The organism is Bradyrhizobium sp. Kon37, from assembly GCF_055807535.1.
The window spans coordinates 1-25,742 of sequence record NZ_JBVVOY010000041.1 but is presented as its reverse complement, the minus strand read 5'-3'; the positions used below and the strand labels follow the sequence as shown (position 1 = coordinate 25,742).

Below are 25,742 nucleotides of genomic sequence, written 5' to 3'. Positions count from 1 at the left end.
AGCAACCGACGCAGCTGACGCATCTCCAGATCACCGCGCTCGCCGGCGAATTCTACAAGGAAACGGTGGCGGCCCGCCGCGACGAGCCGGGCACGCCGGCCGAAGTCGAACGGTCGCTGAGGGAACATGCCAGGCGCAAACGGCCCCCCATCGGGCCGCTCGATCCGCATCTATTTGTGACGTTCGGTCCCGAAGCAAAGGCCTTCCTGCAACGGAAGGGAGTCCACCTCGTCGGCGACCGGCTTCATTCCTTCCTCCGCTCCTATGTCGAGGCCAAGGAGCTCGCCGGGCAGGAATTGCTGCAGAACGCGAGGAAGGACTACACGCCCAACGACAGGGTCTTCGAACGCGCCTTTGCCGTGCAGGAAATTCAGGATCTCCGACCGACGTTGACCGGCTTCGGCGGAACGACGATCGAGTTCGGCGATCTCCATGCGGACCTCTTCCATCTGTTCGCGGAGATATGTACGACGGTTCTCGATCACCGATGCCTGGAAGCGTTCGACCTCGTCAAAACGCCGTAGCGCCACTTCGGGCAGCTCGATACCTGCCGCCTGGTAGAGCGTTTGGACAGCGGTGTAAGCAGGCGGTTTTTCTTCGACGAGCAACCCGTCGAGATAGGCGATCGTCCCCTGAGCGCGGGAGAGGTCGAGTGAGAGCCGCGACAGTTCGTTTCGCAAAGTGGCGGCCTCGGCAGCGAGCTCCTTGTAGCTGTCGAGCACTTGAAAGTTCTCGCTCTGGCGCTTGAGGCGTTCGACCTTCTCCTCTACCCGTACCAATTCGGGCCGGATCGATGCCGACGTGCCGAACATGCTACCGAGCTCGCCTTCCTTGATCGCCTTGCGCAGCTTGCCGAGCGTCTCGCGTCGCTCCTTTCCCTCTTTCATTTCCGCAGGTATCTGCCAATCCAATCCCAGTAAGTAGGACAGCGCTATCTGTGCGTCGCTCGCAGGCTGAGCGGCAAAATAACGATCGATATGGGCAAAGCCGATGTCGCGGCTTCGACGAGCGAAATAGCCGATCAGCTTTCGAAACGAAGGCGCATGCTTGGAGGCAAACGGCGTTCCCATGGGATGGCGTGGCAGACCGAACCAAGCCCAGCCCAGATATTCTTTCCAGTCGTCGAGGGCGACGAACGGTTGCCCATTTCCTTCCTCCCGACGCAACTCGAGGCCGAGCCGCCGCGCGCGTTTCTCGTCGATGTAGATTCGGCGGACGTCGTCGCAGCGACGGGTGACAGCCACGATTTTCCCGTTGATGCGCAATACGGCGGCGAAAGAGTGTTCGGCAATCCCCGGAACCTTGAAAAGCGAGGTCTTCTTGTCCGCCGAGCAGGAAATGAACGATCTCCACAAGGCTCGACTTTCCCGCGCTGTTGCGCGTGTGCCCTTCTGTGGATTCGCCAGCGATGTCGGCCAGCAGCACGTTAAGACCGCGGCGGAGCCGCACAGTCTTGAACGTCTCGATGCTGCTGCTGATCGACAGGATCATGACGGCTTGTCCGCGATGATCTTATCGCCCTCGACCCGGATCGCGGCGATGGCAAAGAGAAACGTCAGTGCCAACACGAACCAGTCGTAGGCGAGCGGCGTTGCGCGCTCTCGGGCTGCACGTGCGGCGCGGACCGCGTCCCATATCTCCGACACGGTAGAAGGCCGACCCAGCACAGCGAGAATGTCGCCGCCGACAACGACTAGGCTACGGTCGGCACTGATGTGCTTGCCTGGCAATATCACGACGCACCCCTGGAAACCTTATCCTCGAAAATCGAGCACTTCTCGAATAAGTAAGCGATAACTGCCCATGAGGCGGTCATTTCCTCCGTCGATCCCAAGCGCCCCGCCAGCGCGAAATCGGCCAACTTGTCCACGATCTGGCCCGGATCAAAGCCTTGGGCGCGAAGCTCCTTGTATTTGTCCTTGAACGCCACGGACAGTCGGGTGGCAAGCGACGCGTCCGCGTCCTCGAGCACGCAGGATTCCACGACGTCACGCGCCAGCAGGCCGTTCTTGATGGCTGCCGCGTGGCACGCTGGAATCTCGTTGATCTCCAGCTTGCTCACTGGGACCGGCTTCGTCATTTCGCCGAGATACTTCAGCGAAAACGCAGCCGCGACCGAGTTCACGACTTGCCGGACCGCGGCGGGCTGCAGGCGGATGTAGTCCTCCGTCACTGGTATCTCGCCAATTAGATCCTCAACAACCTCTGCGTCCATCTCCAGAAGATGATGCTCGAAGCGGTTCCATCCGAAATACCTGACGACGACCTTGCCGTCCGCTGACAGGTCTTCGAGCGCACTCGTCACGGGTGCAGGGACAACGCCCATATAATTCGAAACGAACGTCCACTCCTTTATTGCCGGCCATTTATCCACTGCCCCCGAATAGTCTGACGTCGCCTTCGAAACGATATCAGACGGCTGGCGCGACGAACCGCCGTTCTCGGGTCCATAGCAAGCGAAGACCGTGGGAGGCGACTTTAAGTATCCATCGCAGGACAGGTCGCCCTTGTTGCCCCACGGGCATTGTGGAACGAAATTCTCGCCATGGATTCGAGCCATCAGCGCGGCAGTCAGGTCCTGGAAGGCATTCCCATGCGACCGCCGCAGCCGTAGCTCCAGGTAGTGCCTGAAATGACGTCGTTTCTCGCCCGACAATGTGGCCATCGCCCACTCGCTTATCCTGCGGGGCCAGCCTTCGGCGGCTCCGCAGAGCGGTGTACCATCGCTGCCAGCAAATCAGAATCGATCCGTGAGCCTAATCCCAAATGCTGCTGCGCATTCGGCGGGGCTGGACTCGCGTGTTCTTGCTATGTTCTAATGGAGACATGACAGACCGACCCGCGAGCTGGCGCATGCCGACCCCGAAGCAGATGGACAAGCTGGCCACGGCCGTCGGCAAAAACGTCGCACCAGGGCGGTCGATCGGCCCAGCCGACGAGCTAACGGCCGAATACTGGGAGGCCCTCCTACGGGAGGCTCCCGCCGACGACAGAGGCTCCAGCCCCGGCATACGGATGCGGCGGCTCACCGACATCCCACAGCACGTGCTTAGGGTTTCCTGCCGCCGCTGCGCGCGGATCGTCGAGATCCAGAAGGCCGACGCGACACGCTTGTACGGCCCGCAGGCACTCTGGAAGGACGTCGGGCAGAGGCTGCTGGACAACACCTGCACGCAGCGTACCGGGCGCCTTGAGGAAGACGGCTGCTGGCCGTCGCTCGACGGCGCCTAGCCCGGCGGCGGGACGGCCATGGCCCCCAAGCACCACCCAACCCCGTTGTCCGGAGGCGACCGCAAGGCTCTTGCCAAGGAACTCGGCCGGGCCCGGGCGATGACCTCGATCCTCGCTGCGCAGTCGGCCGAAGCCCGCGCGAAGGGCGAGGCCTTGATCCGGACGGCCGACAAGCTGCTGTGTGAATCCTGGAACGAGCGCATGTGGGCCACCGGCGAGCCGCTCGACCCGTCGCCCACGATCGACCAGGCCCTGAATGGGGGATACCCATGGATCGAGATCGAGTGCCAGCGCTGCAGGACGAAGCGCGACGTCGACATGGCCGCGCTACGCCATCCGCCCACCACCTTCGTCCACGACCTGGCGAGCCGTCTTCGCTGCAGCAAGTGTGCTAAGGCGGGCCGCCGGCCGCCGGCCAAGCTACTGCAGCTGGCGCCACGGGCCCGCCATCCGGATCCGGAGAACTGACGACCTTGTGCAATCTGTACTCAATCACCACCAACCAGGCCGCCATCAGCGCGCTGTTCCGCGTCGTCAACCGGTACGTCGGCAACTTGGCCCCGATGCCCGGCGTGTTTCCGGACTATAGGGCGCCGATCGTCCGGACCGGCGCCGACGGCCGCGAGCTCGCGACAGCGCGCTGGGGAATGCCGTCGTCGTCGAAAGCTTTGATGGACGCGACGAAGAAGCGGGCGGAGAAGCTCCAAGCGAAGGGCAAGACCATCGACTTCAAGGAATTGCTCCGGATGGAGCCGGATGGCGGCACGACCAACATCCGCAACGTGAAGAGCAAACACTGGACGCGATGGCTGGGTCCAGAGCACCGCTGCGTGGTGCCGTTCAACTCGTTCAGCGAGTTCAACAAAGCCGAAGGCGGCGACATCTGGTTTGCGCTTGATGAGACCCGTCCGCTCGCGTGCTTCGCCGGAATCTGGACCAACTGGACGTCGGTCCGGAAGGTCAAGGAAGGCGAGACCACCAACGACCTCTACGCCTTCCTGACGACAGAACCTAACGCCGAGGTGGGCGCCATCCACCCGAAGGCGATGCCGGTGATCCTGACGACGCCGGAAGAGGTCGAGACCTGGATGACCGCGCCTCCGGACGAGGCGCTGAAGCTGCAGCGGCCGCTCCCGGATGGGGCGCTTCGGATCGTAGCCCGCGGCGTAAAGGAAGACCCGGCGCTGACCACTTAACGCCTTAGCGAGGCCTAAGCTCGACAATGGCCCCGGACCGCCCAAGTACCTCCGTGAATGACGTCAATCTCAAGGCCGGGGCGCCAGGAGGATCACGACGGCGCCGACGATGCAGATGGAACCGCCGGTAACGTCCCAGCGGTCCGGACGGTGCCCCTCGACGATCCACAGCCACAAGATAGACGCGACGATGTACACGCCACCGTACGCAGCGTAGGTCCGGCCGGCGGCGTCGCTGTCGACGAGCGTCAACAGGTAGGCGAAGAGAGCCAGCGATGCCATGCCTGGAACGAGCCACAGTGCTGACTTGCCCAGCCGAAGCCAGGCCCAGAACGCGAAACATCCTGCGATCTCCGCGACAGCGGCGCCTGCATAAGACAGAACCGTGATCACGCCAAATCCACTCGCGCTGCTCCTTCAGAAGCGTCCCGCCCAATCCGCCATGAACGACGGAAGAATCTGGACCAGCTCAGTTTCGAGAGCCTTATCGAGACCGAACAGGATGAGCAACCCGCTGGCGATGAGCACGCCGCCGAGAATGGCCTTGCCGCCATTGCCGAACGAAAGCATGCGGCCACGCCAGCGCATCAAGGATTCGCGAGACAGCATACCCACCAGGAGGAGCGGCAGCGCGGTACCGATTCCGAAGGCGAACATGGTCATGGCGACGTGCCCAAGTTCTCGACCTTGCGCCGCAAGTACGGATGCCGCGCCCAGCGTCGGACCCACACAGGGGCTCCAGACGGCACCGAGTAGGACCCCGACGCCGAACTGTCCTCCCAGGCCTCCGGACCGGCCGTTGGCAAATTTTTGCTCGGTCCAGTTGGCGATCGGCCCCGCGGCGAGCGCCACCTGCGCCTGCCAATTCGGCACGACCAACACGGCCCCCACCGCAACCAGCAAAACAGCCGCGACTTTGCGGAAAACCTCCCCGTCCAGACCGATAGCATAACCGACTGTCGCGACGAACATTCCGATAACGGTGAACGACAGCGCGAGCCCGCCGGCGAGAGCGGCGGGTCCGTATCTGTGTTCCGAGACAGCTGCGCCGAGCACGATCGGCAGCAAGGGAAGCACGCACGGCGAGAGGATCGAGAACAGGCCGGCAATCAGTGCCAGCGGAATGCTGAAAAGCTCCATTATGACCGCCCTACAGCGCTTTCCGGAAGAACGCCTCGACCGCCTCGGGACTGGTCGCTCCGGAGGAGCGTGCGACCTCCTTGCCGTCGCGATAGAGAATCAGCGTCGTAAGCTGCAGCGCATTGATTTCCAGAAGCTCCTTCTTGTGCGCGTCGTAGTCGGCATCGAACATCGTCAGGTGCGCGAACTCCGGCTTTTCCAGCATTTTCGCGACGACCGGTCGCTGCCGCTGGCACGGGCCGCACCACTTCGCCGTGATCTCGATGACGATCGTCTTCCCGGCCGCTTGGGCCGCTTTGAACGCGGCGGTGTCGAACGGCAGCCCATTCGACGCATGCGCTTGGGGAGCAATCAGCGCCGCGACGGCGAGGGCGAGGGCGAGGGCGAGGGTGCGGCGGTCGATGTTCATGGTCGATTCCTTTATGAAGCTTGTTGGTGAGCGAGTTCGGGTGCGAAATGGTTGAACAGGTTCTCGGCAGTGAGGGCTACTTCGGGAGGCGCCGTGATCGTGACGTGCACGCCATCTTTTTTCTCGACGGTCAGGATGTCGAGGAAAGCACAACAGGACTGCTCGGCGCGGACGAGAGCGCGGACCTCGCCGAGGGCGTCGGCTGCGTAGACCAGATGTAGTGACAGCGGTCCCCTGCGCGCCGAAATCAGCGAGTGCGAGGCCAGCGCTCGGATTGACTTCACACGTTCGTGGTAGCTGGAGGCCGACAACGTGCATGCGATCGACGGGGCGACCTCGTCGAGCCGAAGCCCCGGGGGCGAACATTGACAAGATGGCACATCGGGCTTCGCAAGCCTTCTCCGGCCGGCAAACAGGGCGCCGACCGCAGCAGCCGCCAGCAGTCCTAGGCCGCCGGCAACGCCCCAACTCGCCGCGCCGACTTGGAAGATGCCGCCCGCCAGGATAGCGGAAATCGGTAGCGCGCAGCACAGCATGCATAGGCCGCCGGAGGCCGCGAGCTTGATCGCATTCATCATCACGTGAGCCTGTCTGGGTCGTTCTTGCCGGGACCCTGGGACCTCAAGTAACTTGAGGTTCAAGTCACGTTTCGGAGAGATCATGCCCCTCGACGCGTCGCCGCTCACCATTGGTACCCTGGCGGCCCAAACCGGCTGCAACGTCGCCACCATCCGCTACTATGAGGAAGTCGGACTGTTGCCGAAGCCCTCCCGAGGCCCCGGCGGGCATCGGGTCTATCGGAATTCCGACCTGCGGCGTCTCATCTTCATTCGACGATGTCGCGATTTCCAATTTCCCATCGAGCAGGTCCGTGAGCTCGTCGAGCTGATAGGAAATCCGGAACGAGACTGCACTGCGGCTAAGGACCTTGCCGAGGATCATCTCGTAGGCGTGAGAAAAAAGCTGGTCGAACTGCGTGCACTCGAAAAAAGCCTGGCCGAGTTCGCGGAAAGCTGTTCGTCCAGATGTGCCGGAGGCCCCGCGAGCGGCTGCGTCATCCTGGAGGACCTGTCGGTTCCGACGAATACTTGCTGTTGAATTCGAAAAGCTGACGCAGGCTCGGCAGCCTTGTCTGTGGAGAGTTCATTTCGCGGGCTCAAGACGAGCGGCGGAACTAGGTTCCGACACGCAAGGCCTCTCCACCTTTCATTTTTGATTGTGCTAGGAGGCAGATCGCGACCGTGTCCACTTCGCCGCCGGCACGTCGGGGGCTGTGGGACCTGAGAGATGGTCACATTCGCCGACGCCTTTGCGGGCTATGCTGCCGCTTTCTCGGAGGAGACCGATGATGGCCGCACTGGTGAACGCGCTCTCACGCTCGACGGGTATGCATGTCGAGGCCGAGGATCTGAAAGCCATCCTGATCTTTTGCGGCCTCGGGCTTTTGCTGTCGCTTGCGGCCGCGATGACCTGCGGCCTCAACACCGCAGCTGATCTGTTCTAGGCGACGCGCCGTCACTTTCCCGGCGGCCTCAGCGGGCTGTCCGCCCACCTGCAGGCGGCGGGGTCGTGCAGCGGATCGCCCTCGCAGTTGGTGCAGACGAAATTCTCCCGTCAGGGGAGCTGGTCTGCTCGCTTCGCGATCAACTCCGCCAGGGTCGATGCCGCGTCGGCCCGTGCAAGCCGGAGAAGTGCGCGTTGTTCTCTCAAAGCGGAGAGAAACGCGCGGGCCTCATCGCGCAACCTGCGACTGTCCTCCTGCGCGATCTCCAATTTGGCCAGTAGTGAATCGTCCATTCCGACATTGGCCGGTTCCCGCATTTAGCTAGTTTAAGGAAAGGGCGGCGAACACGTGGACAAAGCGGAGCCACCGCGTTTCGGAATCCCTGTCCCGTACTACCGGCAGGAACGAGCCGGGGGGCCCAAGGATTCGTCTCGGCAGGAGTTATCTCGATGCTGATGACCAAGGAAAAACCCCAAGCGGTCCGCACGCTACGCGGCTGGGCTATCCACGTGCTGCAGGAGGCGGGCGCCATCCACGAATGCGAAGAGCACGGCTGGGCGAAGGACCGCGCCGACCCGCATGCGCGCGAGCACGCGTTGGATCTGGCCAGGCAGGAGCCACCGACTGGCATGTCTCCGTCGCAGGCGGTCTCGGAGGTCCGCGAAGTGCTGGATTCGATCGGCGATACCTGCCCGGAGTGCCAGCCCGGGGAGTAGCCGTTCGACCAAGAACGGCAGCAGCGGAACCTCCCGGTACCTCAGACGTTCGAAACTGATTGCGAATCAAAGTCTTGAGGTCGTCCGGTGCGTATACTTGTAGTCGAGGACGATCCGCTCGTTCGGGAATTCGTAGTCGAGGCGCTGCGGGACGAAGGCTGGAACGTGATCGAGGCCGGAGAAGGCGAGGAGGCACTGTCACTGTGCCGAACGAAACATCCGGACGTTCTCGTCACCGACATCAAGCTGCCCGGACATATCGACGGTTGGCAGATCGCGGAGCGGTGCCGAGAGCGCGATCCAGGGCTCCCCGTGATCTACGTGACCGGCTTTTCCCCGGTCGAGGCCAGGCCGGTCCCGGATAGTTTGACCCTCCACAAACCGTACCATCCGGACCGGATCGTCGAGGCCATCAGGACGATGGGCAAGGAAAGGCCGAGCTTCGGTTGAAAGCGGAGACATCCGCTTCGACCCCGGATTCTCCGGCCGGTCTAGGAAGAGATCGGTTGGCGAGCCACGCGGCCGCGACTACGATCACAAGAACCTCGCGGAAAAAAGAAGAGGCTACGGATGGCGGGCGTGATCGAACGAAACAATGTCCACGTCCGGGGAGCCGGAAGCAGGGCGATGATGTTCGCTCACGGTTTCGGCTGCGACCAGAACATGTGGCGGTTCGTGGCGCCAGCCTTCGAGAAGGACTTCAGAACGGTCGTGTTCGACCACGTGGGCGCCGGCGGCTCCGATCTGTCGGCGTACGACCGGAGCAAGTATTCCAGCCTGGGTGGGTATGCGGACGACGTGGTGGAAATCGGCCGCGAGCTAGATCTCCAGGACGCCGTCTTCGTCGGTCATTCGGTCAGCGGCATGATCGGGGTGCTCGCCGCTCAGAAGGCGCCCGGCATGTTCGGCAAGCTGGTGCTCATCGGCCCCTCCGCTCGTTACATCGACGACGAAGGCTATGTGGGCGGGTTCAGCGCAAAGCAGATCGAGGAGCTCCTCCAGTTTCTGGAATCCAACCATATGGGCTGGTCCGCGCAGATGGCGCCGGCGATCATGGGCAATCCGGATCGCCCAGAGCTTGGAGCCGAGCTCACCAACAGCTTCTGCCGAACGGATCCCGAGATCGCAAAGGCATTCGCCCGCGTGACCTTCACTTCCGACAACCGCAAGGATCTTCCGTTCGTCAGCGTTCCGACCCTGGTCCTGCAGTGTAGCGAGGACATCATCGCATCGCAGGAGGTAGGCGATTACGTGAACCGCAGCATTCCAAAAAGCCGGATGATCGTTCTGAAGGCGACCGGCCATTGTCCCAACCTCAGCGCGCCGGACGAAGTCGTCGATGCGATGCGGACCTTTGTCTAGTGGACGACTCCGCTCCCGACTTCCAGGATCTGATCGAGAATGCACCCTGCGGCTACATCACCCTGCAGGCGAACGGGCGCGTAGATCAGGTGAACCGGACGTTCCTGGACTGGAGCGGACGTTCGGCCGAGCAGATGATCGGGAAACGCTTCAGCGATTTCCTGACCATGCCGGGCCGCATCTACTACGAAACCCACATCGCGCCGCTTTTGCGTATGCAGGGGTCCTTTCAGGAATTCGCTATCGACATGCTTGCCGCGGACGATACCCCGCTGCAGATGATCGCGAACGCCAACGAGCGCCGGGATGCTGACGGCAAGCTGCTGCTGATAAGGCTCGCACTAATCAAGGCGACCGATCGGCGGCGGTACGAACAGGAGCTGCTCGCGGCGCGCGAATTGGCGAAGGCAGCCGAGAAGGCGATTGAGGAACGGCTGCAGCGCGAGAACGAGGCCTCTGAGTTGCGCGAGCAGTTCATTGCGGTCCTGGGCCACGACCTCCGCAATCCGCTTGCCTCGATCAGCGCCGGGGCCCGCATCCTGGACCGCACCGTCCAGAGCGAGAAGGAGCGCCAGATCATCGCGATGATGCAGACGACCGTGATGCGGATGTCCGCGCTGATCGACGACGTGCTCGATTTTGCGCGCGGCCGGCTCGGCGGCGGAATATCTCTTGACCGCAACACGGCCGAACCGCTTGAACGCACCCTCGCTCAAGTCGTCGACGAGCTCAGATTGGCAACGCCCGGCCGGGTGATCGAAGCCGAATTCGAGATCGACCGACCCGTGAATTGCGACCGCACCAGGATCGGTCAGCTTCTATCCAACCTGGTGGGCAATGCGCTTACGCACGGTTCCTCGAACAAGCCTGTCGTGGTCCATGCCGAGACGACCGCGACCACGTTCGAACTTTGGGTCTCCAACGCAGGCGATGTCATCCCGCCGGAGGCGATGGACAAGCTGTTCGAGCCGTTCTTTCGCGGAAAGGCGCGCGCCAGTCGACAGGGTCTCGGGTTGGGCCTCTATATCGCGTCGCAGATCGCAGAGGCTCACAAAGGCAAGTTGACCGTGACCTCGACTTCGGACGAGACCCGGTTCACGTTTTCCATGCCTCTTCAAGGCGTGTGAACATTTCTGGTCAGTGCGTTTCGAGGAAAGAAGGTCGGCTGTCTAGACGCTGCGGTTTTGGCCAGGCCATCCAAGTGCACGGGGCGATCGGCGCCATCCAGGAATGCGAGGAGCATGGCTGGGGCGAAGGACCGCTACGATCCGCAGGTACGCGAGCGCGCGTTGGTTTTTTCAAGGCGACAGGCCGCCAAGCGGCATGTCCCGAGATCAAGCGGTCCGCGAAGTGCTGAATTCGACCGGCGATACCTCTCCCGAGTGCCGGTCCGCCGCACGGACAATCCACGTTCCGATGCCGCAGTCGATCAAGGGATCAGCGGCGCCGCCGTGGTGCCAAGATGCTCAGCAGCGGCGCGTACCCGGCCAGCGTGCTTTCGCCGCTGCTCCGCGAACTCCGCTGCGTCCACCGACGAACGCAACTTGTAGCCAGCCGCCGTCAAGCGGGCGCACACCCGTGGAACTGCCGCAGCACTGGTGTCGTCAGATTCTGCCTCAAGGCCGATCAGTCCATTCAGATCGTCGATCAGCCGCAATCCTTCGCTTCGGAGCAGGATCGCAAGCGCTCGGCTCTCGCGATCCTCGATCAGCAGTTCGAACATCAGTGCGAGGTCCATCATGGCTCCGAGCGTTGCAGGCCAGCCCGAGCCCACGCCGACGGATCGGAAGTAGATCAGCGATGGATGGGAAGCATGGCTCTGCAGGACGGTGGCGCACCAATCCCGTCCCCTGTAAAGCACGCGCCTGATCTCCTCCGGAGAGTCGAGGTCAGCATAACGCTCCAGCAGTCCCAGAGCCGAGGGCGGCTGACCCGCAGCCGTCGTAAGTTTGAGAATTCCGGCATCGCGGCGGGAAATGCCTTCTTGCACCTGGAGCAGGTATGTGACGGCCATCGTCAGGACCGAAAGGCCCGAAAGGCCGGCTAAGACGAGGGCCCAGCGGGCCGGACCGTGGGCCTCGATGCCGCTCAGTCCCACCGTGCACAACGCGCTTCCGACGATGAACAGTGCCTCCTGGAAATCGGCTGGCGGCGCGAACCAACCGCCCAGCGCATGCGCGATCAGGCCGAAGCCCAGCCACATAAGCACCATCCAGATCAGGAAGGAGCCCATGAGGATCGCCGGCGCAAAGCTGGTGGAGACCCCGCTCTTGCCGCGGCGGGCCCACTTCCAAATCGGGAGCATGATGGCGAGCAGCCGTCGCGCCACCCGGAGCGCGCCTCGGCTCTCACCGGGCACTACCACCGTATCGAATACATCGCGAAGGGCGAGGACGACCAGGCCAATTCCTGCGATGATCTCGACCGTCTGTATGATCATGGAGCGCCGCCAGGCGAGATGTGCTCGAACTCGTCACAATTGGGCGCGTGGAGGATCAGCAATCCCGCCCAACAGGCCAGAACCGAGATCAAGACCGATCCTGCGGAGATCCTTCTCCGGCTATCTGCTCGTCGGTCCAAATGCATCGGCGCATTTTCAATTGAACCAGCACCACCCGCACGGTGCCGCGGCCGTTCCTATGCGCAGCTGCTCGGAGCCACCCTTTGCTTGGCCAAAGCGATCCGTACTTAAGCTCTACTGGGTCGCTGACTTTGTTGATCTTAGGCTGCAGTGGCCCTCACCCGAGCACGAACTGAAGTCTCGATCAGATCCTGTGCAGGAGCTTCATCTCGGCCGCCAGCCGGAAACTTCGTTTTCCGGCGAGCGCCGTCGCCTCCCAAATCGCGCCGTTGGCCTCGCAGCTGCCCGAAAAGCCAATGCCCACTTCGTACCCCCCGAAGATCGCGTCGCGAGCCGCCGTGTGTTCCTGGTTGACGATTTCACCGCGCCAGCGGTTATCTGCAGAGGAGTAAGAGCCGAGATAGTAGAAGAAGGCGTCTCCACCCAGCATGCGGCCGTCCTCCAGCAGCATCACACCGGTCAGTCCGCCGTCAATCCCATCCAGCGCGCGGATGCGCAGCCCGTAAAGGCCATTTGGGATGCCGCCGTTGCCGACCTTTCCTGGCGGCGGCAACGACTCCTCATCCAAGCTGGTCATCACGGAATGCATCACTTGATCAGGGAGCCGGACCGGAGAGGCGTCGAAGTGATAGGAATCGCCAACCGCACGGCCGCGCAGGATCAGTTCGTCATCGTCCGCACCATAGAGCTGCCGCACCTCGGGATTCATGGCATGGCGCTGTCCGGCTACGCGACCGACGATCACGCCATCGATCTCTTCGTAGCTTCCGACGTGAGCGAAAGCCGAGTTTCCCCCCAGCATGCGGCCACCGCGGACATGCATGACGCTACGGTTCAGCACGGGGCCAGCGCGATACTCGCATTTGTACAACCCGTCGAACAACATCCTAACCCCGCTGTGCGTACGTATATAGCCGGTCAGATGGTACGCGAAAAGGCGGCTGGTAACTCAAGAGCAAATTGCCGCTTCGAGGCTCGCGTTGATCATGCCTTTTCGGATGGGACTCATCTTGCTAGGAGCGAATCCTCGAAGCAGGCAAGCAGGCCGGCCGGCCCGGAATACACCTCGAGGCATCCGGTTTGTCGCAGCGACTGCTCCGTGAACCCGCCACAGAGAACGCCGATCGTACGGATACCGGCTTTCCCTGCCGCTTCCGCATCGTACGGCGTGTCTCCGATGGCGACAGCGTCGGCACCTTCGAGTTTCAGTTTCCGGAGCACGACCTCGAAGATGTCCGGCGCCGGCTTGGACTCCTCGGCGTCTTCTGACGAGGCGGTGACCTCGATCAGATCGGTGACCCGCGCGATGTCGAGGTACTCGGCGACCTCGTCCTTCTTGGCCGACGAACCGACGGCGATCCGGACGCCGGCGTCGCGAACGCGCCTGAGGAGGTCCGGGACCGCGGTGAATGGGCGCACCAACGGCAGATATTCGCTCTTGAACCGTCGGCCGCGCCATTCCTCCAGATCCTTGCCGTGGTCCCGCTGCGCGTCGTCGGTCAGAAAGTGCGGAATCAGTTTGTCGCCGCCTTTGCCGATCTGGCCCCGGGCCTGCTCGAAGCTCACGTCATGGCCGAACTTGACCATTGCTTCGTGCCAGGCAAGCGCATGCAGATCGACCGAATCTATCAGGGTCCCGTCGATGTCGAAGATGGCTGCCTTTGGCATCATGTCTCTCCTGGGCGCGCCTGCCCTAGCTTCGCGTACCATTCAGCGTACAGCGTGTTCTTCGCCATGTGGCGGTTGAGATCCGGCGATCCATCAGTCCACCAGACGGGACCGCGTTCGCCGAGGGTTCTCTTGGCTTCATCCACGGCGCGATGGGCCGCCGCCTCAGCTTCCGGATCTTCGCTGGCCTTCGCGTCCCGAACCGCTCGCCTGGCGGTCATCAACCGCTTCGTCAGCTTCGATCTCTCGGCCTCATCCAAGTCCGGATTGGACATCCGCCACAGCCGACCGCGGACGACGAAGTACCGTCCATCCGGAGTCACCGGATACTTCATGCCGACTTCCGCCGGGCCCCCGAGGCAGGCTTCTTGGCCGCGGCCTCCTTGGCCGGCTTTTTGCCGGCGATCGGCATCAGCATCTCCTTCTGGCCGGCCGCCGCCTTCCGCGGCTTCTTGGCGGCCTTGCTCGCCTTCGCCGGCGCGGCCTCCTGACCCACGCTCCGACGCAGCGCCTCCATCAGGTTGACCACGTTGGTCGCCGCCGGCTTGTCCTTCGGCGTGATCGCCTTGCCGGCGCGCTTCTGGTTGATGAGGTCGATCAGCGCGGACTCGTAGTGGTCCTCGAACTTCTCCGGCTCGAAGCTGCCCGCTTTCTGGTTCACGATGTGCCTGGCGAGATCGAGCATGTCCTTCGTGACCTTCACATCCTGAATCTCGTCGAAATACTCCTGCTCGCTGCGCACTTCGTACGGATACCGGAGCAGCGTGCCGACAAGACCCTTGTCCATCGGCTCCAGTGCGATGATGTGTTCGCGGTTGGTCAGCACGACCCGGCAGATGGCGACCTTGTCCATTTCGCGAATGGTCTCGCGGATCACGGCGAAGGCGTCGTGCCCGACCTTGCCGTCTGGACGGATGTAGTAGGGCCTAATCAGATAGCGCGGATCGATGTCGCTGCGGGAGACGAACTCGTCGATCTCGATGGTCCGGGTCGACTCCAGCGCGATCTCCTCGAGCTCCTCCTTGGAGACCTCGATGTACTGGCCCTTCTCGAGCTCGTAGCCCTTCACGATGTCCTCGTTGGGGACCTCGTCGCCGGTGTCAGCGTCCACCTTCAGGTACTTGATACGATGGCCGGTCTGCCGGTTGAGCTGGTTGAAGGAGATCTTCTCGCTCTCCGACGTCGCCGGGTAGAGCGCCACCGGACAGGTGACTAGAGACAGCCGAAGGAAGCCTTTCCAGTTCGCGCGGGGGGCCATGATTACGCAACGCTCCAGGTAAGGGGACTTGGACTTAAGACGAACGGCGCGACACAGTTCCGACACCGCCCGAGGTGTCCACCGCAAATTGAACGATTCCCGGTCAGCGTCCCGGGCTGACACGGTGGCCCTAGGAGACCAAACTCAGGCATCCGGACCAGCCATTTCCGGGACCGTGACCGCAAGTTTGCGGGCGTTCCGCACCTTGTGAAGGGACGCGCGGAGATGTTCTGCCCGGCCTTGCAAGGCAACTATCTTCCGCTGAGGGACAGACTCATGCGAGTGACGATGTTGTCCCAGGCGTGCTCTTCCTCTGCGGGATAGTCGATCAACACGCAATGGATCAGCCGCCCCGAGAAGTTGCAGCGTTATACCAAACCTTGTCGCCCCTGTAGCTGGAGACCGCAAAGAACCGTGGTGTCACTCGCTTGTACTGAATGCGTGAAGGCGGATGCTTTTTGGCGAGAAAGGCCGCGGGTGAATCGTTCTCGACGTTAGGCGCCGCCTGGATCGTGATATCAGCACGCCCGTCGGCGGTTCGGAACCGCTGCCCGTAGCCGTCGGGTCGGCCAGCCTCTTCCGTAAAGATCGACGATGGAAAATCCATCGAGGTGCCGGTCTGGGGAATGGTGTACTTGGTCCATCGCACCGGCTGCGCCGAGACCGTTGCTGTCGAGACAACAAGTGCCAATGCGAGAGCGCTCATCGATTTCATCGCACTTCCCTCCGACTATCACGGAGCAAAAAGCCGGCACGTCAATTACGTTCCAGACGCCTGTTGCTGTCGACCGAAAGCGCGCGAGCTACTCGTTTTCGTCGTGGATGCCATTGGGACGAGGTCAGTCCGGTCTCGTCCGCCGCAAGACCCTGGAAGGCGACGGTGATACCTCCTCCGGTTCCTGAGTAGACAAGCTTCGTCGAACAGCGCTCGTGGGAGCGGCCATCTGCCACTGGACATTCAGGCCGCCGCTATCTTCGCGTGAAGCTTGCATGCGAATGCTCGAGGAAGAAACGCAGCATCTCCCTGGTCGCGTCCGGCCCCCGCGGATCTGTGTAGGACCCGGCAGGACTACCTCCCGACCAGGCATGGGCGGCCCCGTGAACGCTCCAGTGCTCGGACATGTCCAAGCCACCTCCATCGGTGAGGATGGTGCGGGTATATGCGTGCCCCTCAGGTACTCGCCCGCGAAGAATCTTCGTCCTCAGGCTCGCATCTTCGCCTGGCCAACGGAGAATCCGGTCAGCATTGCTCGGATGCACCGTGGTGTCGCGATCGCCATGGAAGACGATGGTCGGCACCGACGCGCCAGCCGTCCCGATTGGTCCAGCGCTGCCGTGCCGCATAGCGGCTAGTGCGGACGGAAGGTCGCTGGCAGCCCCGCAGGCCAGGCCGGAGTGGATGCCGACGGCGGCGTATAGGTCGGGGTACGTCGCGCCCATGATGGCCGCGGCGGCCCCGCCGGCCGACAGGCCTGCGACGTAGACGCGCTTGGGATCGATAGGATGCTCCCGCATGATCTGGCGGGTGATCCCGGCGATCAGCGAAGGCTCACCGCCATCCCGCTGCTGGTCCCCCGTGCGAAACCAGTTCCAGCATTTCGCATGGTTGGCACCGCGTGGCTGCTCCGGATAGACGACGAAGCAATTCCGCTCGTCCGCCAGAAAATTCATCCGGGTGCCGGCGGCGAAATCGTCCGGTGACTGGGTGCAGCCGTGAAGCATGACGATGAGGGGACGCGGTCCTCCATCAATGCGGCTGGGGATGAACAGCTTGTAGGTCCGACTTCCCGCCGCGTTGCTGAAGGTGGCAGCGACGAACCTTGTGCCGTCCGGTGCAACATCCGCCTTGGACAGTGGCGCTCGCCTGACCGGACCTGGCAGGCTGAAACCGGAAAGGTCTTTCATGGCGCCGAGGGGCGAGGGGGCTTTGTGTCGTTTGGCAGGGGTGGCTTGTGAGGACAGCCCGCTCTCCCTCTCTTGGACAACGTTGGCCTTCAGCTCGAGTGTCGGCGGCTCAAGGCTCGCACGCTCGATAGGCGCAGCATTTCCCCTGGTCGCTACGGGGCCGCCGTCGCCGCGCAGCATTCGCTGCAGCAAGGCAGTGGCCTCGACCAGTTGGCCGGCGCGTGTGAGGCGGGTCGCTTCGCGGACCATGGCTGGATTCAGCATCGTTTCACCTTGTTCGGTCGGCGAGAGCGGCCTTGACCGCGGGAGTGGCATGCAGGGCGCCGAGCACCGAAACCGAGGCGATTGTGGCGCGTGCCAGCTCAGGCGTGACGTCTTGGTCGATGGTCGCAAGGCCCAGAACGTTAATGTGCAGCATCTCTCCGGCGCGCTGCGCTCGTTCGAGATCGACGCGGGCATAATTGCGCAGCCCCAGGTCCAGGCTTTTGCGGGCCGTTGACTGCTTGACCACGTCCGCGTGCCGCTCGAGCTGGTTGCGGATCGCGGTCCGGATGAAATCGGTGCGGTTCGAGTAGAACCCTTCCTGCACCATGAGATCGACCTGGCCGAGATCGACATAGCCTAGGTTGATCGTGATCTTCTCCGTATCCGGGGTCCGGGATCGCAATTCACGTACATTGTCAGCCATGGCATATCCGCATCCACCATCCCTATGGATGGCAGTTGGCTGATAAATGGATGTTTGGAGCACCGCTTCAAGGCCAAGCAAGCAAGATGTTTCTCCGCCTGCTGCGCGCCTACCGATGCGATCCCGCGGGCGGGGTGGATGCCATCGGATTTTCCCTGCGGCCCGCCGGCTGAGTTCTCCCGCTGGGCAACAGTGCGGAAAGTTGTCGGCAACCTGCTCAGCTCTTGACCCCTCCGCCGCCCGATATTGAAATCGGACTTTCAGTGATGTTGCGGGGGTGGCGTCGTGGAAGAGTTCTACAGGGTCGCGCAGCGGGCGCGCGATCTCGCCGAGAAGGCAGACCCGTTCACCCGGCGGCGGCTGCTCGATCTCGCCAAGAGGTACGATCTCAAGGGCAGCGGAACGAGCTACGGACGAACACCTCCGCCCCGCGCAACTCCACCGGCGGCGCTCTTCTCGGGCGCGGGAGAGGCCTGAGGACTCAGTCCTTCTCGTCCTTCGGGCCCTGCTGAGCATCAGCTCGGCGTTTGTATTCCTCCGCGAGGCGGTGAGCCGCTCGACCGTCTCCGGATCACTGATGGATGCAGCAAGGGGCCGGCACCTCTGAGCCTTCGCGAGCAATCGAGTCTGCTCGTCTTCCATGGCGCTTCCAACCCGCTCCCCCGAGCAGTTCGCTGCCCTCCGCAGCCCCAATGCTTCAGCCGTCCTTCAGCGCGTCCTTGACGTCCCTCGCGGGCCAGCTCTCGCCGGCGGGCCTCACGCGCACCTTCCCGCCACCGCCCACCAGTTCATGGGTGGCGACATCATCTTCAGCTTCGACCACGGTCAGATCGGTCTCGGGCTTCCAGTCGAGTGTCAGATCGAGGTCACCCGGGAAGACTTGCCAGCTCGAGCCGTCTTCGAGCTCCACGATGTGGCTCTCGGAATGAGAGTGGATCTTCATGAGACGCGCGCCTGACGCTTGGCCCGTCTACTTCTGGCCCGACGGCGCCTGGGCATTCGAGTTGCTCGGGTTCGTCTGTTTGTTCGCCTCATGGTGCCCGATCGCGCATCCTGCGAGGGCGCCGAGTTTTGCCGTGTCCGGCCATGTGGCCCGCTACGCCTCCGACGATGGCGCCCTTGATGCAGCCCTTCGCTTCTGCGGGCGAGACCGAGGCAAGGGCGAGCAGGCACGTGGCGGCAAGAATTGTTTTCATGATCGTCTCCGTTCTCCAGTAGTTCCGGACCAAGTCGCAGGATCCGGGCGCGTTCCGAGGAACCCAGGCAGATACCCCTCAGGCCGCGTCGAGGCCGCGTGGTGCCGAGACATGCGAGAAGGCTGCACGGCCGAGCCGACCCTGCTCCTCGCTTCCGCACTTCGGACATTTGAAAGAGATCGCGCGTTGCGCGAACGTTTCCTTTCCCGATGTAACCGCCATGGGCCAGGCTCCGCACCTCGGACATTTCACCAGTAGATCGTTCGTTTCCAGCATCGTGTCGGCTCCTCAACCTGCGCCCCGTCGCCGGCAAACCACGCGCCCGTGATGTCGTTCCTCGCCTGCCGAGCAGAATCGCCATCGGTTGAGTGAGCCGAGCGCAAGCGCGCGGGGTATTGGCTGGTCCGGGGCGCCGCTGCGCCCCGCAGCGGGGCTCGAACGGTCGGATGTGAAGCGAAAAGCCCGTGAATCGCCTGTTTTTCAGGTACCTCAGGGCGACCGATCGTGGCAAACCAGATCGATGCTTCAGGACTCGACGAACCTGGCCGCGATGGCAGAGGCTTTGAGCCGGTCGGCCGACTACCGAGTGCTGCGGAGGCTTGTCCCCCGGCAGCTCTGCACGTCGCCGGCCGGCTGCGAGACCCGGACCGCCGTCCTGCTGGACACCGAGACGACCGGCCTCGACCACGCCAGAGACGAGATAATCGAGCTAGGAATGGTCAAGTTCGACTACACGTCCGATGGCCAGATCGTCGGCGTCCGCGACACGTTCTCCGCCTTCAACGAGCCGAGCGGTCCCATTTCGGCGGAGGTTACGGCGCTCACGGGGATCACCGAGGAGATGGTCGCCGGTCACCTGATCGACCCAGCAGCCGTGTCCGCCTTCGTCGAGAGCGCTGCGATCACGATCGCGCATAACAGTGGTTTCGACAGGAAGTTCGTCGAGCGTTACTGGCCCGTGTTCGAGCACAAGGCCTGGGGCTGCAGCATGAGCGAGATCGACTGGCGCAAACACGGCTTCGCGGGCGCGCAGCTCGGCTATCTGCTGAACGGCACCGGCTTCTTCCACCAGGCGCATCGTGCCGTGGACGACTGCCACGCTCTGCTCGAGGTTCTCGCGTTCGAGCTTCCGACGACGCGGGCGTCGGCGCTCGCGCTTCTGTTGGAGACCGCCCGCAAGCCAACTGTGCGGGTCTGGGCGGAGCAGACCGCATTCGAACTCAAGGATTCCCTGAAGCGCCGGGGCTACCGTTGGAATGACGGCAGCGATGGTCGTCCGAAGAGCTGGTACATCGACGTTTGTGAGACCGCCCTAGACGACGAGATCGCCTTCCTGAGGGCCCAGATCTACATGCAGGACGTCGAGCCCAGCGTGCAAAGGCTGACCGCCTTTACGCGGTTCTCCGCCCGCATCTGAAGCGGTGGTCGTGCTCCAAGCCCACCGGCTCAACGGCCGAGACGCTTCTCGACGCGCTTGCGAGAATTGCCGACCTTCTTGACCGCCTTCTTCACCGCCGATGCCGAGCGGCCGCTCTTCTTGGCCTCATACGCCACTTCATATTTCTGCCCGCCGGCCACCCGCGCCCTATCCTGTTTACGTCCACGCGCAGTCTTCTTTTTTGCTGCAGCCATCGAGTCCTCCTCTTGCGATTATGTCAGTGCAACGCCGAAAGGATTCGCAGGGTTCCTTGGCGAGGAATGGTGCCGGTTGTCGATAGCTCGCTCATGGCCGCAGATGTGGTGCATCTGCGTGATGAGAGTCCATCCGTCGAGAAGCAGACCGTCCCAAGCCACGATGCCTCCATCGCATGGGACGCCGTGCTCGCATGGAGGCCCACTGCGGACTCCATTCGATCATCCGATCGTTCAGCCCATCATGTACCCGACAGGGACGATCCAGATCGAACGTGTCCATAGGATTCATGCGGGATGCCCGGGGTCGACATCCTTCGGCGTCTTCTTTTGCCGTTGCGGCGTCATCTTCGCTGGGCTTTCCTGGCCGGGTACGCCGCGCGGACCGAGCTGTTCGCGCTGGATATCGTCTTCGGAACGCTCGGGCTCGACGCCGTTGATCGGTTCGTCAGGCATCATTCCATCCTCGCCTTGTCCTTCAGATCGCGGATCCGGATCTCCGCCTCCTCCTTCGAGGTCACGATCTCCGATTCATCGGGCACGCGCGCTATCGCGCTGAGCCTCTTGAGCTCGTCGAGTTGTTCCTTGGTGGGCTTTTCCATCTTCGAATCCCTGAGCGCTTGCACGACGGCTTCGTCGTCGAGCACATCCAGCAGCTGGTTTATGGTTTGCTCGCAATTTCTGGGGCCGGGCTCGACATGCCGGGCCAAGATGCCTTGTGCGTCTTCCAAGGCCTTCGCAACTCGCCTTTCCGGCTTCATTACCGGTACTCCACATACTCCGCAGGAAAACGCCCCTATGAACGGCGCGTTCCTTTGCTCAGGCCCTTGAACGAGCTTGCCCGCAGAAGGCCTTCGGAGGTGATGTCGCGATACTCGATGTCCGCGTAGAACTTGGGTTCGACCCAGGTGGCCTTCGGCTTCCTGATGGACTTCGTCAGCTTCTGCTTCGGGCTCACGACGGTGTCGAGCGCCTCTCGGATCCGCGCGGAAGTGGTCCGACTCCAGCCCGTGCCCACCTTGCCCATGTAGAGGAGGTTCTTGCCTTCCTTCTTGCCGAGATAGAGCGCGGCCACTCCTGAGGGGTCCTTGATGAAGCCGACCACGGGGAATTTGCCCTTCTGAACGACCTTAATCTTCTGCCAGGCCTCCACCCGGTCCGATCGATATGGTGCATCCACCCGCTTGGAGACGATGCCTTCGTAATTCAGCCTGCTGGCGGCGGCGAACAGCGCTTGACCGTCCCCCTCGTGGTGCTCGCTATAGAGGACGGGCTCCTTGAGGTCGTGCTCCTCGATCAGCTCCTTGAGCAGCCTCTTCCGTTCGATCTGCGGCTCCTTGCGCAAATCTCTGCCGTCCAGCCAGAGCAGGTCGAACGCGAAGTAAAGCAAGCGATCCTGATCGCCTCTGCCGAGGTCCGCCTGTAGCTCTGAGAAGTTCGTGCGCCCATCATGGATGACGACGATCTCGCCGTCGACGATGGCCTGTCCTTCGATGTCGAAGGCGCCGGCGATCCTCGAGAACTTGTTGATCCAGTTGTAGCCGTTGCGCGTGTAGGCCCGGCGATCGTCTCCGTCGATCCTGAGCTGGATGCGGTAGCCGTCGTATTTGATTTCGTGAATCCATCGAGATCCTGAAGGTGCCTCCATCTTCAGGGTCGCCGACTGGGGTCCGATGAACCCCGGCATGGTAGGAACCTCCGGCGCTTCGGCTCGAGGTGCCTTTGTACGCTTTGCCACGCTACTCAACTCACAAAAAACCGCCGCCGGGTTGGGGCCGACGGCGGGCAGTCTACCTACCTCAATCGATGAGTCTCGCAACTTCGAAGGCGGCGAGAAGTTCCAGCGACCGCACTATTCGCAAGGTTTCGGCATTTGCGCCAGGCCCGACGGGCGCTGATGGGCGCTCCGGTCGTCTCAGCCCATCGAACTCTCGGCGAGAGCCGGCGTTTACTGACATCATGTCAGACGCATTCGACTATTTTCGCGCCTACGCCTTCCGGGCTCTCTGCAAAGCGAGATCCATGCCGCGGGGCAAGATGAAGCATCTGCAACTGGTGGCCGGCCGGATCTACAATCTCCTCAAGAAGGAGGCTGCCTACGGCCCCAATGTCGAGCATCTTGAGGACTTTCGCGCAGCCCAGAAGCTCGAGGCCTCTCTCGATCGCCGTCCCAGTGACCGCTCCGGCGGTCGCCTTGCTCCGGCGGCGCCGCAAAGCTCGGACCGGGAGGCTGGCTGAATGCCTTCGCTCGACGCGCGCGGTGTGGCAAGTCTTCTGCGAGAGTACGCGCAGCGCACCGCCTTGCGGGGCGGCAATCCCTACCGGGCGAAAGCCTTCTCTCGGGCCGCCGACAGCCTGGCGGCCCTGGCCGTTCCTCTGGACGTGCTCGTCGCCGAAGATCGGCTTACTGAGATCCCGGGTGTCGGCGATGCCATCGCCGGCATCATCACCAAGGTTCACAAGACGGGCAGTCATCCCAGCCTCGAAAAGCTGCGGAAAGAGATTCCCGCGGGCGTGCTCGATATGCTCGCTGTACCCGGCCTTCGTCCGGAGAAGGTACTGCGCCTGTACAAGGATCTCGGCATCGGCTCGCTCTCCGAGTTGGAGGCTGCCGCCAAGGATGACCGCATCAAAAAGGCGAAAGAACTCGGCGCCGCGCTGCAGACCAAGATCCTGCAGAACCTCGCGATCGCCAAAAGCGGAGAAGGCCGCCTCCACCTGCACCGCGCCGCCGCGTTGCTCGCGCATGCGAAGGACTCGATCCGCAAGTCCCGCCCCGAACTAAAGCGTGTGACGATCGCCGGCGATTTCCGCCGCGGCTGCGAACTCGTCGGCGATCTCGCGATCGTTGCGGAGGCTGCCAAGCCGGACAAGACATCGACACCATCGGCCGACGGGCTGCAAATCCGAGTATCCGACCGCAAGCACTTCGGCGCCGCCCTTCTCTTCGCCACCGGCTCCGCCGGCCACATCGAGCAGCTTCAAGCCTTGGCCGCCGAGAAGGGTCTGCGGTTAGATGCCGACGGCTTGCACAAGGGCCGCACGCTGATAGCCGGCGAAGAGGCTGAGATCTACCGCGCCCTCGGTCTGCCCTTCATCGACCCTGAGCTCCGGGAGGGGCGCGGCGAGATCGAGGCGGCTCTGAAAGGCAAGCTCCCGAAGCTCGTCACCGACCAGGACCTGCGCGGCATCCTTCACTGCCACACCGATGCCTCCGACGGCACGGAGACGCTGGAGATCATGGCTAAGGCCACGCGCCAGCGGGGCTTCGAGTATTTCGGCGTGGCGGACCATTCCAAGTCCGCTCACTATGCCGGCGGCCTCTCCGTTGAGGAGATCGCGCAGCAGCACCGGGAAGCCGATCGACTGAACAAGCGCTTCGGCAAGGGCTTCCGGATCCTCAAGGGTATCGAGTCCGACATCCTGGCGGACGGGTCGCTCGACTACGACGACGACGTTCTGGAGCGCTTCGATTTCGTGGTCGCCAGCATCCATGGGCGCTTCAAGCTGGACCGCAAGGCGCAGACGCAGCGCCTGCTTCGCGCTATTTCCAATCCTTATACGACCATCATCGGCCACATGACCGGTCGCCAGCTTCAGCGCCGGCCCGGTTACGAGATCGATATCGACAAGGTGCTGCGGGCCTGCGCCAAACACGACGTCGTCGTCGAGATCAATGCCCATCCATGGCGGCTCGACCTGGACTGGCGCTGGCACCAGGCGGCGCTCGAGTTCGGCTGCATGATGAGCATCAATCCGGATGCGCACTCGATCCCCGAAGTCGACCACATGCACTGGGGCGTCCTGATGGCCCGCAAGGGCGGTGTCCCTGCCGACCGGGTCTTGAATGCGATGACGCTCGCGGAGCTCACGCGCTACCTGCGTCAGAAGCGGCGCTCGCTCGCCCGCGCCGCCTGATGCCCCAGGGGTACGATCTGGCACTCGAGGGGAATGTCGTGGCAGTCGCCACCGATCGCGGGCACCACTTCAGCAAACCAACTCGGGAGCGCATAATCCTGGTGGAAGGCCACGGCGTCGAAGGCGACGCTCACGCCGGCCCGTTCGTAAGGCACCGCTATTTGGCACGCCGCCGGCCCCGCCTGCCCAATCTCCGGCAGGTCCACCTGATCCCGTCCGAACTTTTCCCGTCTCTCCTCCAAGCTGGCTCCAAGGTTGGGGCGGGCGAGCTCGGCGAGAACGTCACCACCGCCGGTCTGGACCTCGAACGGATGCCGCTCGGGACCCTGATCGAGCTTGGGCGGTCCGCGGTCGTCGAGCTGACGGGTCTCCGGACTCCCTGCGTCCTCATCGACCGCTTCCGAGCTGGCCTCAAGCGGCGGCTGCTCTCGTCGGCGGAAACGGGCCCTCCATTCAAATCCGGGGTGCTGGGCGTGGTACGGGCCGGCGGGACGGTCGCGGCTGATGATATTGCGCGGGTTCGCGTCCCGTCTTCCTCATTTCGGCCTCTGCCGGCCCTGTAGCGAGCCCCCTGCCATGGCCCGAAAATCGACCCTCCCTCTTCGCCTGCAGCCCATGCTGGCCACGCTGACGGATGCGCCGTTCGACGATCCCGATTGGGTCTTCGAGGACAAGTTCGATGGTTTGCGCATGGTCGCGAAATCCGGCGTGGCCGGGTCGCGCTCTACAGCCGCAACGGGAAGATCATCAGCCACTCCTATTTGGAGGTCGCGAAAGCACTCGAAGGAGTGAAGGCGGACGCCGTGATCGATGGCGAGCTCGTCGCCATCGGCAAGGACGGCGCATCCCATTTCCAGTTGCTACAGAACGCCCTGCGCCATGAGGCCAAGCTCTTGTACTGCGCGTTCGACCTCATGTTCGCGGACGGCGAGGATCTGCGTGCGTTGCCGCTCCTCGAGCGCAAGAAGCGGCTGAAAGCCATCTTGCCGCGCCACAAGCTGATCGCATTCAGCAATCACCGCAAAGGCAACGGAACGAAGTTCTTCGCAGAAGCTGAGCAAAGGCATCTCGAAGGCATCATGGCCAAGCGCGCCGACAGTCCGTACGCGTCCGGACGCCGGACCTCGGACTGGCTGAAGGTGAAGACGGCGCAGCGGCAGGAGGTCGTGATCGCCGGCTTCACGGCGCCGAGGCGGACCCGGCCCTTCTTCGGCGCGCTCGCGCTGGCAGTGCGGGAAACGGCGGGTGGCGGTACATCGGGCACGTCGGCACCGGCTTCAGCCACCAAGTTCTCGAAGAGCTTCACCGCAAGCTCGTGAGGCTGAAGACAGCCAAGTC

Annotated in this window: 33 protein-coding genes and 3 pseudogenes; 15 read left to right on the top strand and 21 right to left on the bottom strand. The window is 63.0% G+C overall.

What is annotated here, in order from left to right:
* Nucleotides 1-170: 170 nt before the first annotated feature.
* The 3 genes from AC0L3J_RS35790 to AC0L3J_RS35780 all read right to left on the bottom strand — a co-directional run bounded on the left by AC0L3J_RS35790 (nt 171) and on the right by AC0L3J_RS35780 (nt 2,665).
* Nucleotides 171-1,355, bottom strand: coding sequence for an ABC-three component system protein (locus AC0L3J_RS35790; RefSeq protein WP_473350212.1), 1,185 nt, complete (start codon nt 1,353-1,355; stop codon nt 171-173).
* 132 nt (nt 1,356-1,487) lie between these two features.
* Nucleotides 1,488-1,736, bottom strand: coding sequence for an ABC-three component system middle component 6 (locus tag AC0L3J_RS35785; RefSeq protein WP_456766567.1), 249 nt, complete (start codon nt 1,734-1,736; stop codon nt 1,488-1,490).
* A complete protein-coding gene (locus AC0L3J_RS35780) occupies nt 1,733-2,665 on the bottom strand; it encodes an ABC-three component system protein (RefSeq protein ID WP_473350211.1) in 933 nt (310 codons plus the stop codon). Before AC0L3J_RS35780 ends, AC0L3J_RS35785 begins: the two co-directional genes overlap by 4 nt.
* A 161-nt stretch (nt 2,666-2,826) precedes the next feature.
* On the opposite strand from AC0L3J_RS35780, the gene AC0L3J_RS35775 reads away from it, so the two are divergent.
* The 3 genes from AC0L3J_RS35775 to AC0L3J_RS35765 are packed head-to-tail and all read left to right on the top strand — an operon-like array spanning nt 2,827 to nt 4,427.
* On the top strand, nt 2,827-3,231 hold the full coding sequence (locus AC0L3J_RS35775; RefSeq protein WP_456766565.1) for a hypothetical protein: 405 nt from the start codon (nt 2,827-2,829) through the stop codon (nt 3,229-3,231).
* A gap of 18 nt (nt 3,232-3,249) precedes the next feature.
* The gene (locus AC0L3J_RS35770) at nt 3,250-3,699 is read left to right on the top strand and encodes a hypothetical protein (protein ID WP_456766564.1); all 450 of its coding nucleotides are present in this window, start codon (nt 3,250-3,252) and stop codon (nt 3,697-3,699) included.
* 5 nt (nt 3,700-3,704) lie between these two features.
* The gene (locus tag AC0L3J_RS35765; protein WP_456766563.1) at nt 3,705-4,427 is read left to right on the top strand and encodes an SOS response-associated peptidase; all 723 of its coding nucleotides are present in this window, start codon (nt 3,705-3,707) and stop codon (nt 4,425-4,427) included.
* Nucleotides 4,428-4,496: 69 nt separating this feature from the next.
* Here AC0L3J_RS35765 and AC0L3J_RS35760 read toward each other — a convergent pair whose 3' ends face one another.
* Genes AC0L3J_RS35760 through AC0L3J_RS35745 form a run of 4 tightly spaced genes read right to left on the bottom strand, consistent with a single transcriptional unit; the run spans nt 4,497 to nt 6,551 of the window.
* Nucleotides 4,497-4,820 carry a YnfA family protein gene (locus AC0L3J_RS35760; protein WP_456766562.1) on the bottom strand — a complete coding sequence of 108 codons (324 nt, stop codon included), beginning with the start codon at nt 4,818-4,820 and terminating at the stop codon, nt 4,497-4,499.
* A gap of 24 nt (nt 4,821-4,844) precedes the next feature.
* A complete protein-coding gene (locus AC0L3J_RS35755) occupies nt 4,845-5,567 on the bottom strand; it encodes a cytochrome c biogenesis CcdA family protein (protein ID WP_473350210.1) in 723 nt (240 codons plus the stop codon).
* Between the two features lie 10 nt (nt 5,568-5,577).
* Nucleotides 5,578-5,976, bottom strand: a complete 399-nt coding sequence (locus tag AC0L3J_RS35750; protein WP_473350209.1) for a thioredoxin family protein — start codon at nt 5,974-5,976, stop codon at nt 5,578-5,580.
* 11 nt (nt 5,977-5,987) lie between these two features.
* Nucleotides 5,988-6,551 (bottom strand): hypothetical protein, encoded by a 564-nt coding sequence (locus AC0L3J_RS35745; RefSeq protein ID WP_473350208.1) that lies wholly within the window; start codon nt 6,549-6,551, stop codon nt 5,988-5,990.
* Between the two features lie 85 nt (nt 6,552-6,636).
* Between AC0L3J_RS35745 and AC0L3J_RS35740 the strand changes: the two genes are divergently transcribed.
* The 6 genes from AC0L3J_RS35740 (at nt 6,637) to AC0L3J_RS35715 (ending at nt 10,685) form a co-directional block, all read left to right on the top strand.
* On the top strand, nt 6,637-7,074 hold the full coding sequence (locus tag AC0L3J_RS35740; RefSeq protein WP_456766558.1) for a MerR family transcriptional regulator: 438 nt from the start codon (nt 6,637-6,639) through the stop codon (nt 7,072-7,074).
* A gap of 247 nt (nt 7,075-7,321) precedes the next feature.
* On the top strand, nt 7,322-7,480 hold the full coding sequence (locus tag AC0L3J_RS35735) for a hypothetical protein (RefSeq protein ID WP_473350207.1): 159 nt from the start codon (nt 7,322-7,324) through the stop codon (nt 7,478-7,480).
* Nucleotides 7,481-7,929: 449 nt separating this feature from the next.
* Complete coding sequence (locus AC0L3J_RS35730; RefSeq protein WP_473250463.1) at nt 7,930-8,196, top strand: hypothetical protein; 267 nt, start codon at nt 7,930-7,932, stop codon at nt 8,194-8,196.
* Nucleotides 8,197-8,283: 87 nt separating this feature from the next.
* On the top strand, nt 8,284-8,646 hold the full coding sequence (locus tag AC0L3J_RS35725; RefSeq protein ID WP_456766555.1) for a response regulator: 363 nt from the start codon (nt 8,284-8,286) through the stop codon (nt 8,644-8,646).
* 120 nt (nt 8,647-8,766) lie between these two features.
* On the top strand, nt 8,767-9,558 hold the full coding sequence (locus tag AC0L3J_RS35720; protein WP_456766554.1) for an alpha/beta fold hydrolase: 792 nt from the start codon (nt 8,767-8,769) through the stop codon (nt 9,556-9,558).
* Nucleotides 9,558-10,685: a PAS domain-containing sensor histidine kinase gene (locus AC0L3J_RS35715; RefSeq protein WP_473350206.1), complete on the top strand. Its 1,128-nt coding sequence runs from the start codon at nt 9,558-9,560 to the stop codon at nt 10,683-10,685. Before AC0L3J_RS35720 ends, AC0L3J_RS35715 begins: the two co-directional genes overlap by 1 nt.
* Before the next feature lie 302 nt (nt 10,686-10,987).
* Here AC0L3J_RS35715 and AC0L3J_RS35710 read toward each other — a convergent pair whose 3' ends face one another.
* The 8 genes and pseudogenes from AC0L3J_RS35710 to AC0L3J_RS35675 all read right to left on the bottom strand — a co-directional run bounded on the left by AC0L3J_RS35710 (nt 10,988) and on the right by AC0L3J_RS35675 (nt 17,658).
* Nucleotides 10,988-11,887 (bottom strand): hypothetical protein, encoded by a 900-nt coding sequence (locus AC0L3J_RS35710; protein ID WP_473350205.1) that lies wholly within the window; start codon nt 11,885-11,887, stop codon nt 10,988-10,990.
* A 436-nt stretch (nt 11,888-12,323) separates the two neighbouring features.
* Nucleotides 12,324-13,025 carry a GrlR family regulatory protein gene (locus tag AC0L3J_RS35705; protein ID WP_473350204.1) on the bottom strand — a complete coding sequence of 234 codons (702 nt, stop codon included), beginning with the start codon at nt 13,023-13,025 and terminating at the stop codon, nt 12,324-12,326.
* A 119-nt stretch (nt 13,026-13,144) separates the two neighbouring features.
* The gene (locus tag AC0L3J_RS35700) at nt 13,145-13,807 is read right to left on the bottom strand and encodes an HAD family hydrolase (RefSeq protein WP_473350203.1); all 663 of its coding nucleotides are present in this window, start codon (nt 13,805-13,807) and stop codon (nt 13,145-13,147) included.
* On the bottom strand, nt 13,807-14,142 hold the full coding sequence (locus AC0L3J_RS35695) for a hypothetical protein (RefSeq protein WP_473350202.1): 336 nt from the start codon (nt 14,140-14,142) through the stop codon (nt 13,807-13,809). Before AC0L3J_RS35695 ends, AC0L3J_RS35700 begins: the two co-directional genes overlap by 1 nt.
* On the bottom strand, nt 14,139-15,065 hold the full coding sequence (ku, locus tag AC0L3J_RS35690) for a non-homologous end joining protein Ku (protein ID WP_473350201.1): 927 nt from the start codon (nt 15,063-15,065) through the stop codon (nt 14,139-14,141). The genes AC0L3J_RS35695 and ku overlap by 4 nt, the downstream gene beginning before the upstream one ends.
* A gap of 251 nt (nt 15,066-15,316) precedes the next feature.
* Nucleotides 15,317-15,780: pseudogene (locus AC0L3J_RS35685) on the bottom strand (hypothetical protein).
* Between the two features lie 254 nt (nt 15,781-16,034).
* Entirely contained in the window at nt 16,035-17,234 is a 1,200-nt protein-coding gene (locus AC0L3J_RS35680) for an extracellular catalytic domain type 1 short-chain-length polyhydroxyalkanoate depolymerase (RefSeq protein ID WP_473350200.1), read from the bottom strand.
* Between the two features lie 4 nt (nt 17,235-17,238).
* On the bottom strand, nt 17,239-17,658 hold the full coding sequence (locus AC0L3J_RS35675) for a CopG family transcriptional regulator (protein ID WP_473350217.1): 420 nt from the start codon (nt 17,656-17,658) through the stop codon (nt 17,239-17,241).
* A gap of 285 nt (nt 17,659-17,943) precedes the next feature.
* Between AC0L3J_RS35675 and AC0L3J_RS35670 the strand changes: the two genes are divergently transcribed.
* On the top strand, nt 17,944-18,135 hold the full coding sequence (locus AC0L3J_RS35670) for a hypothetical protein (protein WP_473350199.1): 192 nt from the start codon (nt 17,944-17,946) through the stop codon (nt 18,133-18,135).
* A 220-nt stretch (nt 18,136-18,355) separates the two neighbouring features.
* Here AC0L3J_RS35670 and AC0L3J_RS35665 read toward each other — a convergent pair whose 3' ends face one another.
* Nucleotides 18,356-18,601 carry a hypothetical protein gene (locus AC0L3J_RS35665; RefSeq protein WP_473350198.1) on the bottom strand — a complete coding sequence of 82 codons (246 nt, stop codon included), beginning with the start codon at nt 18,599-18,601 and terminating at the stop codon, nt 18,356-18,358.
* Nucleotides 18,602-18,628: 27 nt separating this feature from the next.
* Nucleotides 18,629-18,854: pseudogene (locus AC0L3J_RS35660) on the bottom strand (hypothetical protein).
* A gap of 520 nt (nt 18,855-19,374) precedes the next feature.
* On the opposite strand from AC0L3J_RS35660, the gene AC0L3J_RS35655 reads away from it, so the two are divergent.
* Complete coding sequence (locus AC0L3J_RS35655) at nt 19,375-20,271, top strand: 3'-5' exonuclease (protein ID WP_473350197.1); 897 nt, start codon at nt 19,375-19,377, stop codon at nt 20,269-20,271.
* Between the two features lie 29 nt (nt 20,272-20,300).
* On the opposite strand, the gene AC0L3J_RS35650 is transcribed toward AC0L3J_RS35655, so the two are convergent.
* The 4 genes from AC0L3J_RS35650 to ligD (AC0L3J_RS35635) all read right to left on the bottom strand — a co-directional run bounded on the left by AC0L3J_RS35650 (nt 20,301) and on the right by ligD (AC0L3J_RS35635) (nt 22,224).
* On the bottom strand, nt 20,301-20,486 hold the full coding sequence (locus AC0L3J_RS35650) for a DUF3606 domain-containing protein (RefSeq protein WP_473350196.1): 186 nt from the start codon (nt 20,484-20,486) through the stop codon (nt 20,301-20,303).
* 288 nt (nt 20,487-20,774) lie between these two features.
* Nucleotides 20,775-20,945: a hypothetical protein gene (locus AC0L3J_RS35645; protein WP_473350195.1), complete on the bottom strand. Its 171-nt coding sequence runs from the start codon at nt 20,943-20,945 to the stop codon at nt 20,775-20,777.
* Nucleotides 20,942-21,247 carry a hypothetical protein gene (locus AC0L3J_RS35640; protein ID WP_473350194.1) on the bottom strand — a complete coding sequence of 102 codons (306 nt, stop codon included), beginning with the start codon at nt 21,245-21,247 and terminating at the stop codon, nt 20,942-20,944. Before AC0L3J_RS35640 ends, AC0L3J_RS35645 begins: the two co-directional genes overlap by 4 nt.
* Nucleotides 21,248-21,282: 35 nt before the next feature.
* Nucleotides 21,283-22,224 carry a non-homologous end-joining DNA ligase gene (gene ligD, locus AC0L3J_RS35635; protein WP_473350216.1) on the bottom strand — a complete coding sequence of 314 codons (942 nt, stop codon included), beginning with the start codon at nt 22,222-22,224 and terminating at the stop codon, nt 21,283-21,285.
* A 221-nt stretch (nt 22,225-22,445) separates the two neighbouring features.
* Here ligD (AC0L3J_RS35635) and AC0L3J_RS35630 point away from each other — a divergent pair, with 221 nt between their 5' ends.
* From AC0L3J_RS35630 to ligD (AC0L3J_RS35615), 4 genes and pseudogenes are all read left to right on the top strand, one after another.
* Nucleotides 22,446-22,724 (top strand): hypothetical protein, encoded by a 279-nt coding sequence (locus AC0L3J_RS35630; RefSeq protein WP_473350193.1) that lies wholly within the window; start codon nt 22,446-22,448, stop codon nt 22,722-22,724.
* A complete protein-coding gene (locus tag AC0L3J_RS35625; protein ID WP_473350192.1) occupies nt 22,725-24,404 on the top strand; it encodes a PHP domain-containing protein in 1,680 nt (559 codons plus the stop codon). It abuts the gene before it with no gap.
* Nucleotides 24,405-24,442: 38 nt separating this feature from the next.
* The gene (locus tag AC0L3J_RS35620) at nt 24,443-24,967 is read left to right on the top strand and encodes an MOSC domain-containing protein (RefSeq protein WP_473350191.1); all 525 of its coding nucleotides are present in this window, start codon (nt 24,443-24,445) and stop codon (nt 24,965-24,967) included.
* A 13-nt stretch (nt 24,968-24,980) separates the two neighbouring features.
* A pseudogene (ligD, locus tag AC0L3J_RS35615) lies at nt 24,981-25,742 on the top strand (non-homologous end-joining DNA ligase); the annotation flags it as partial.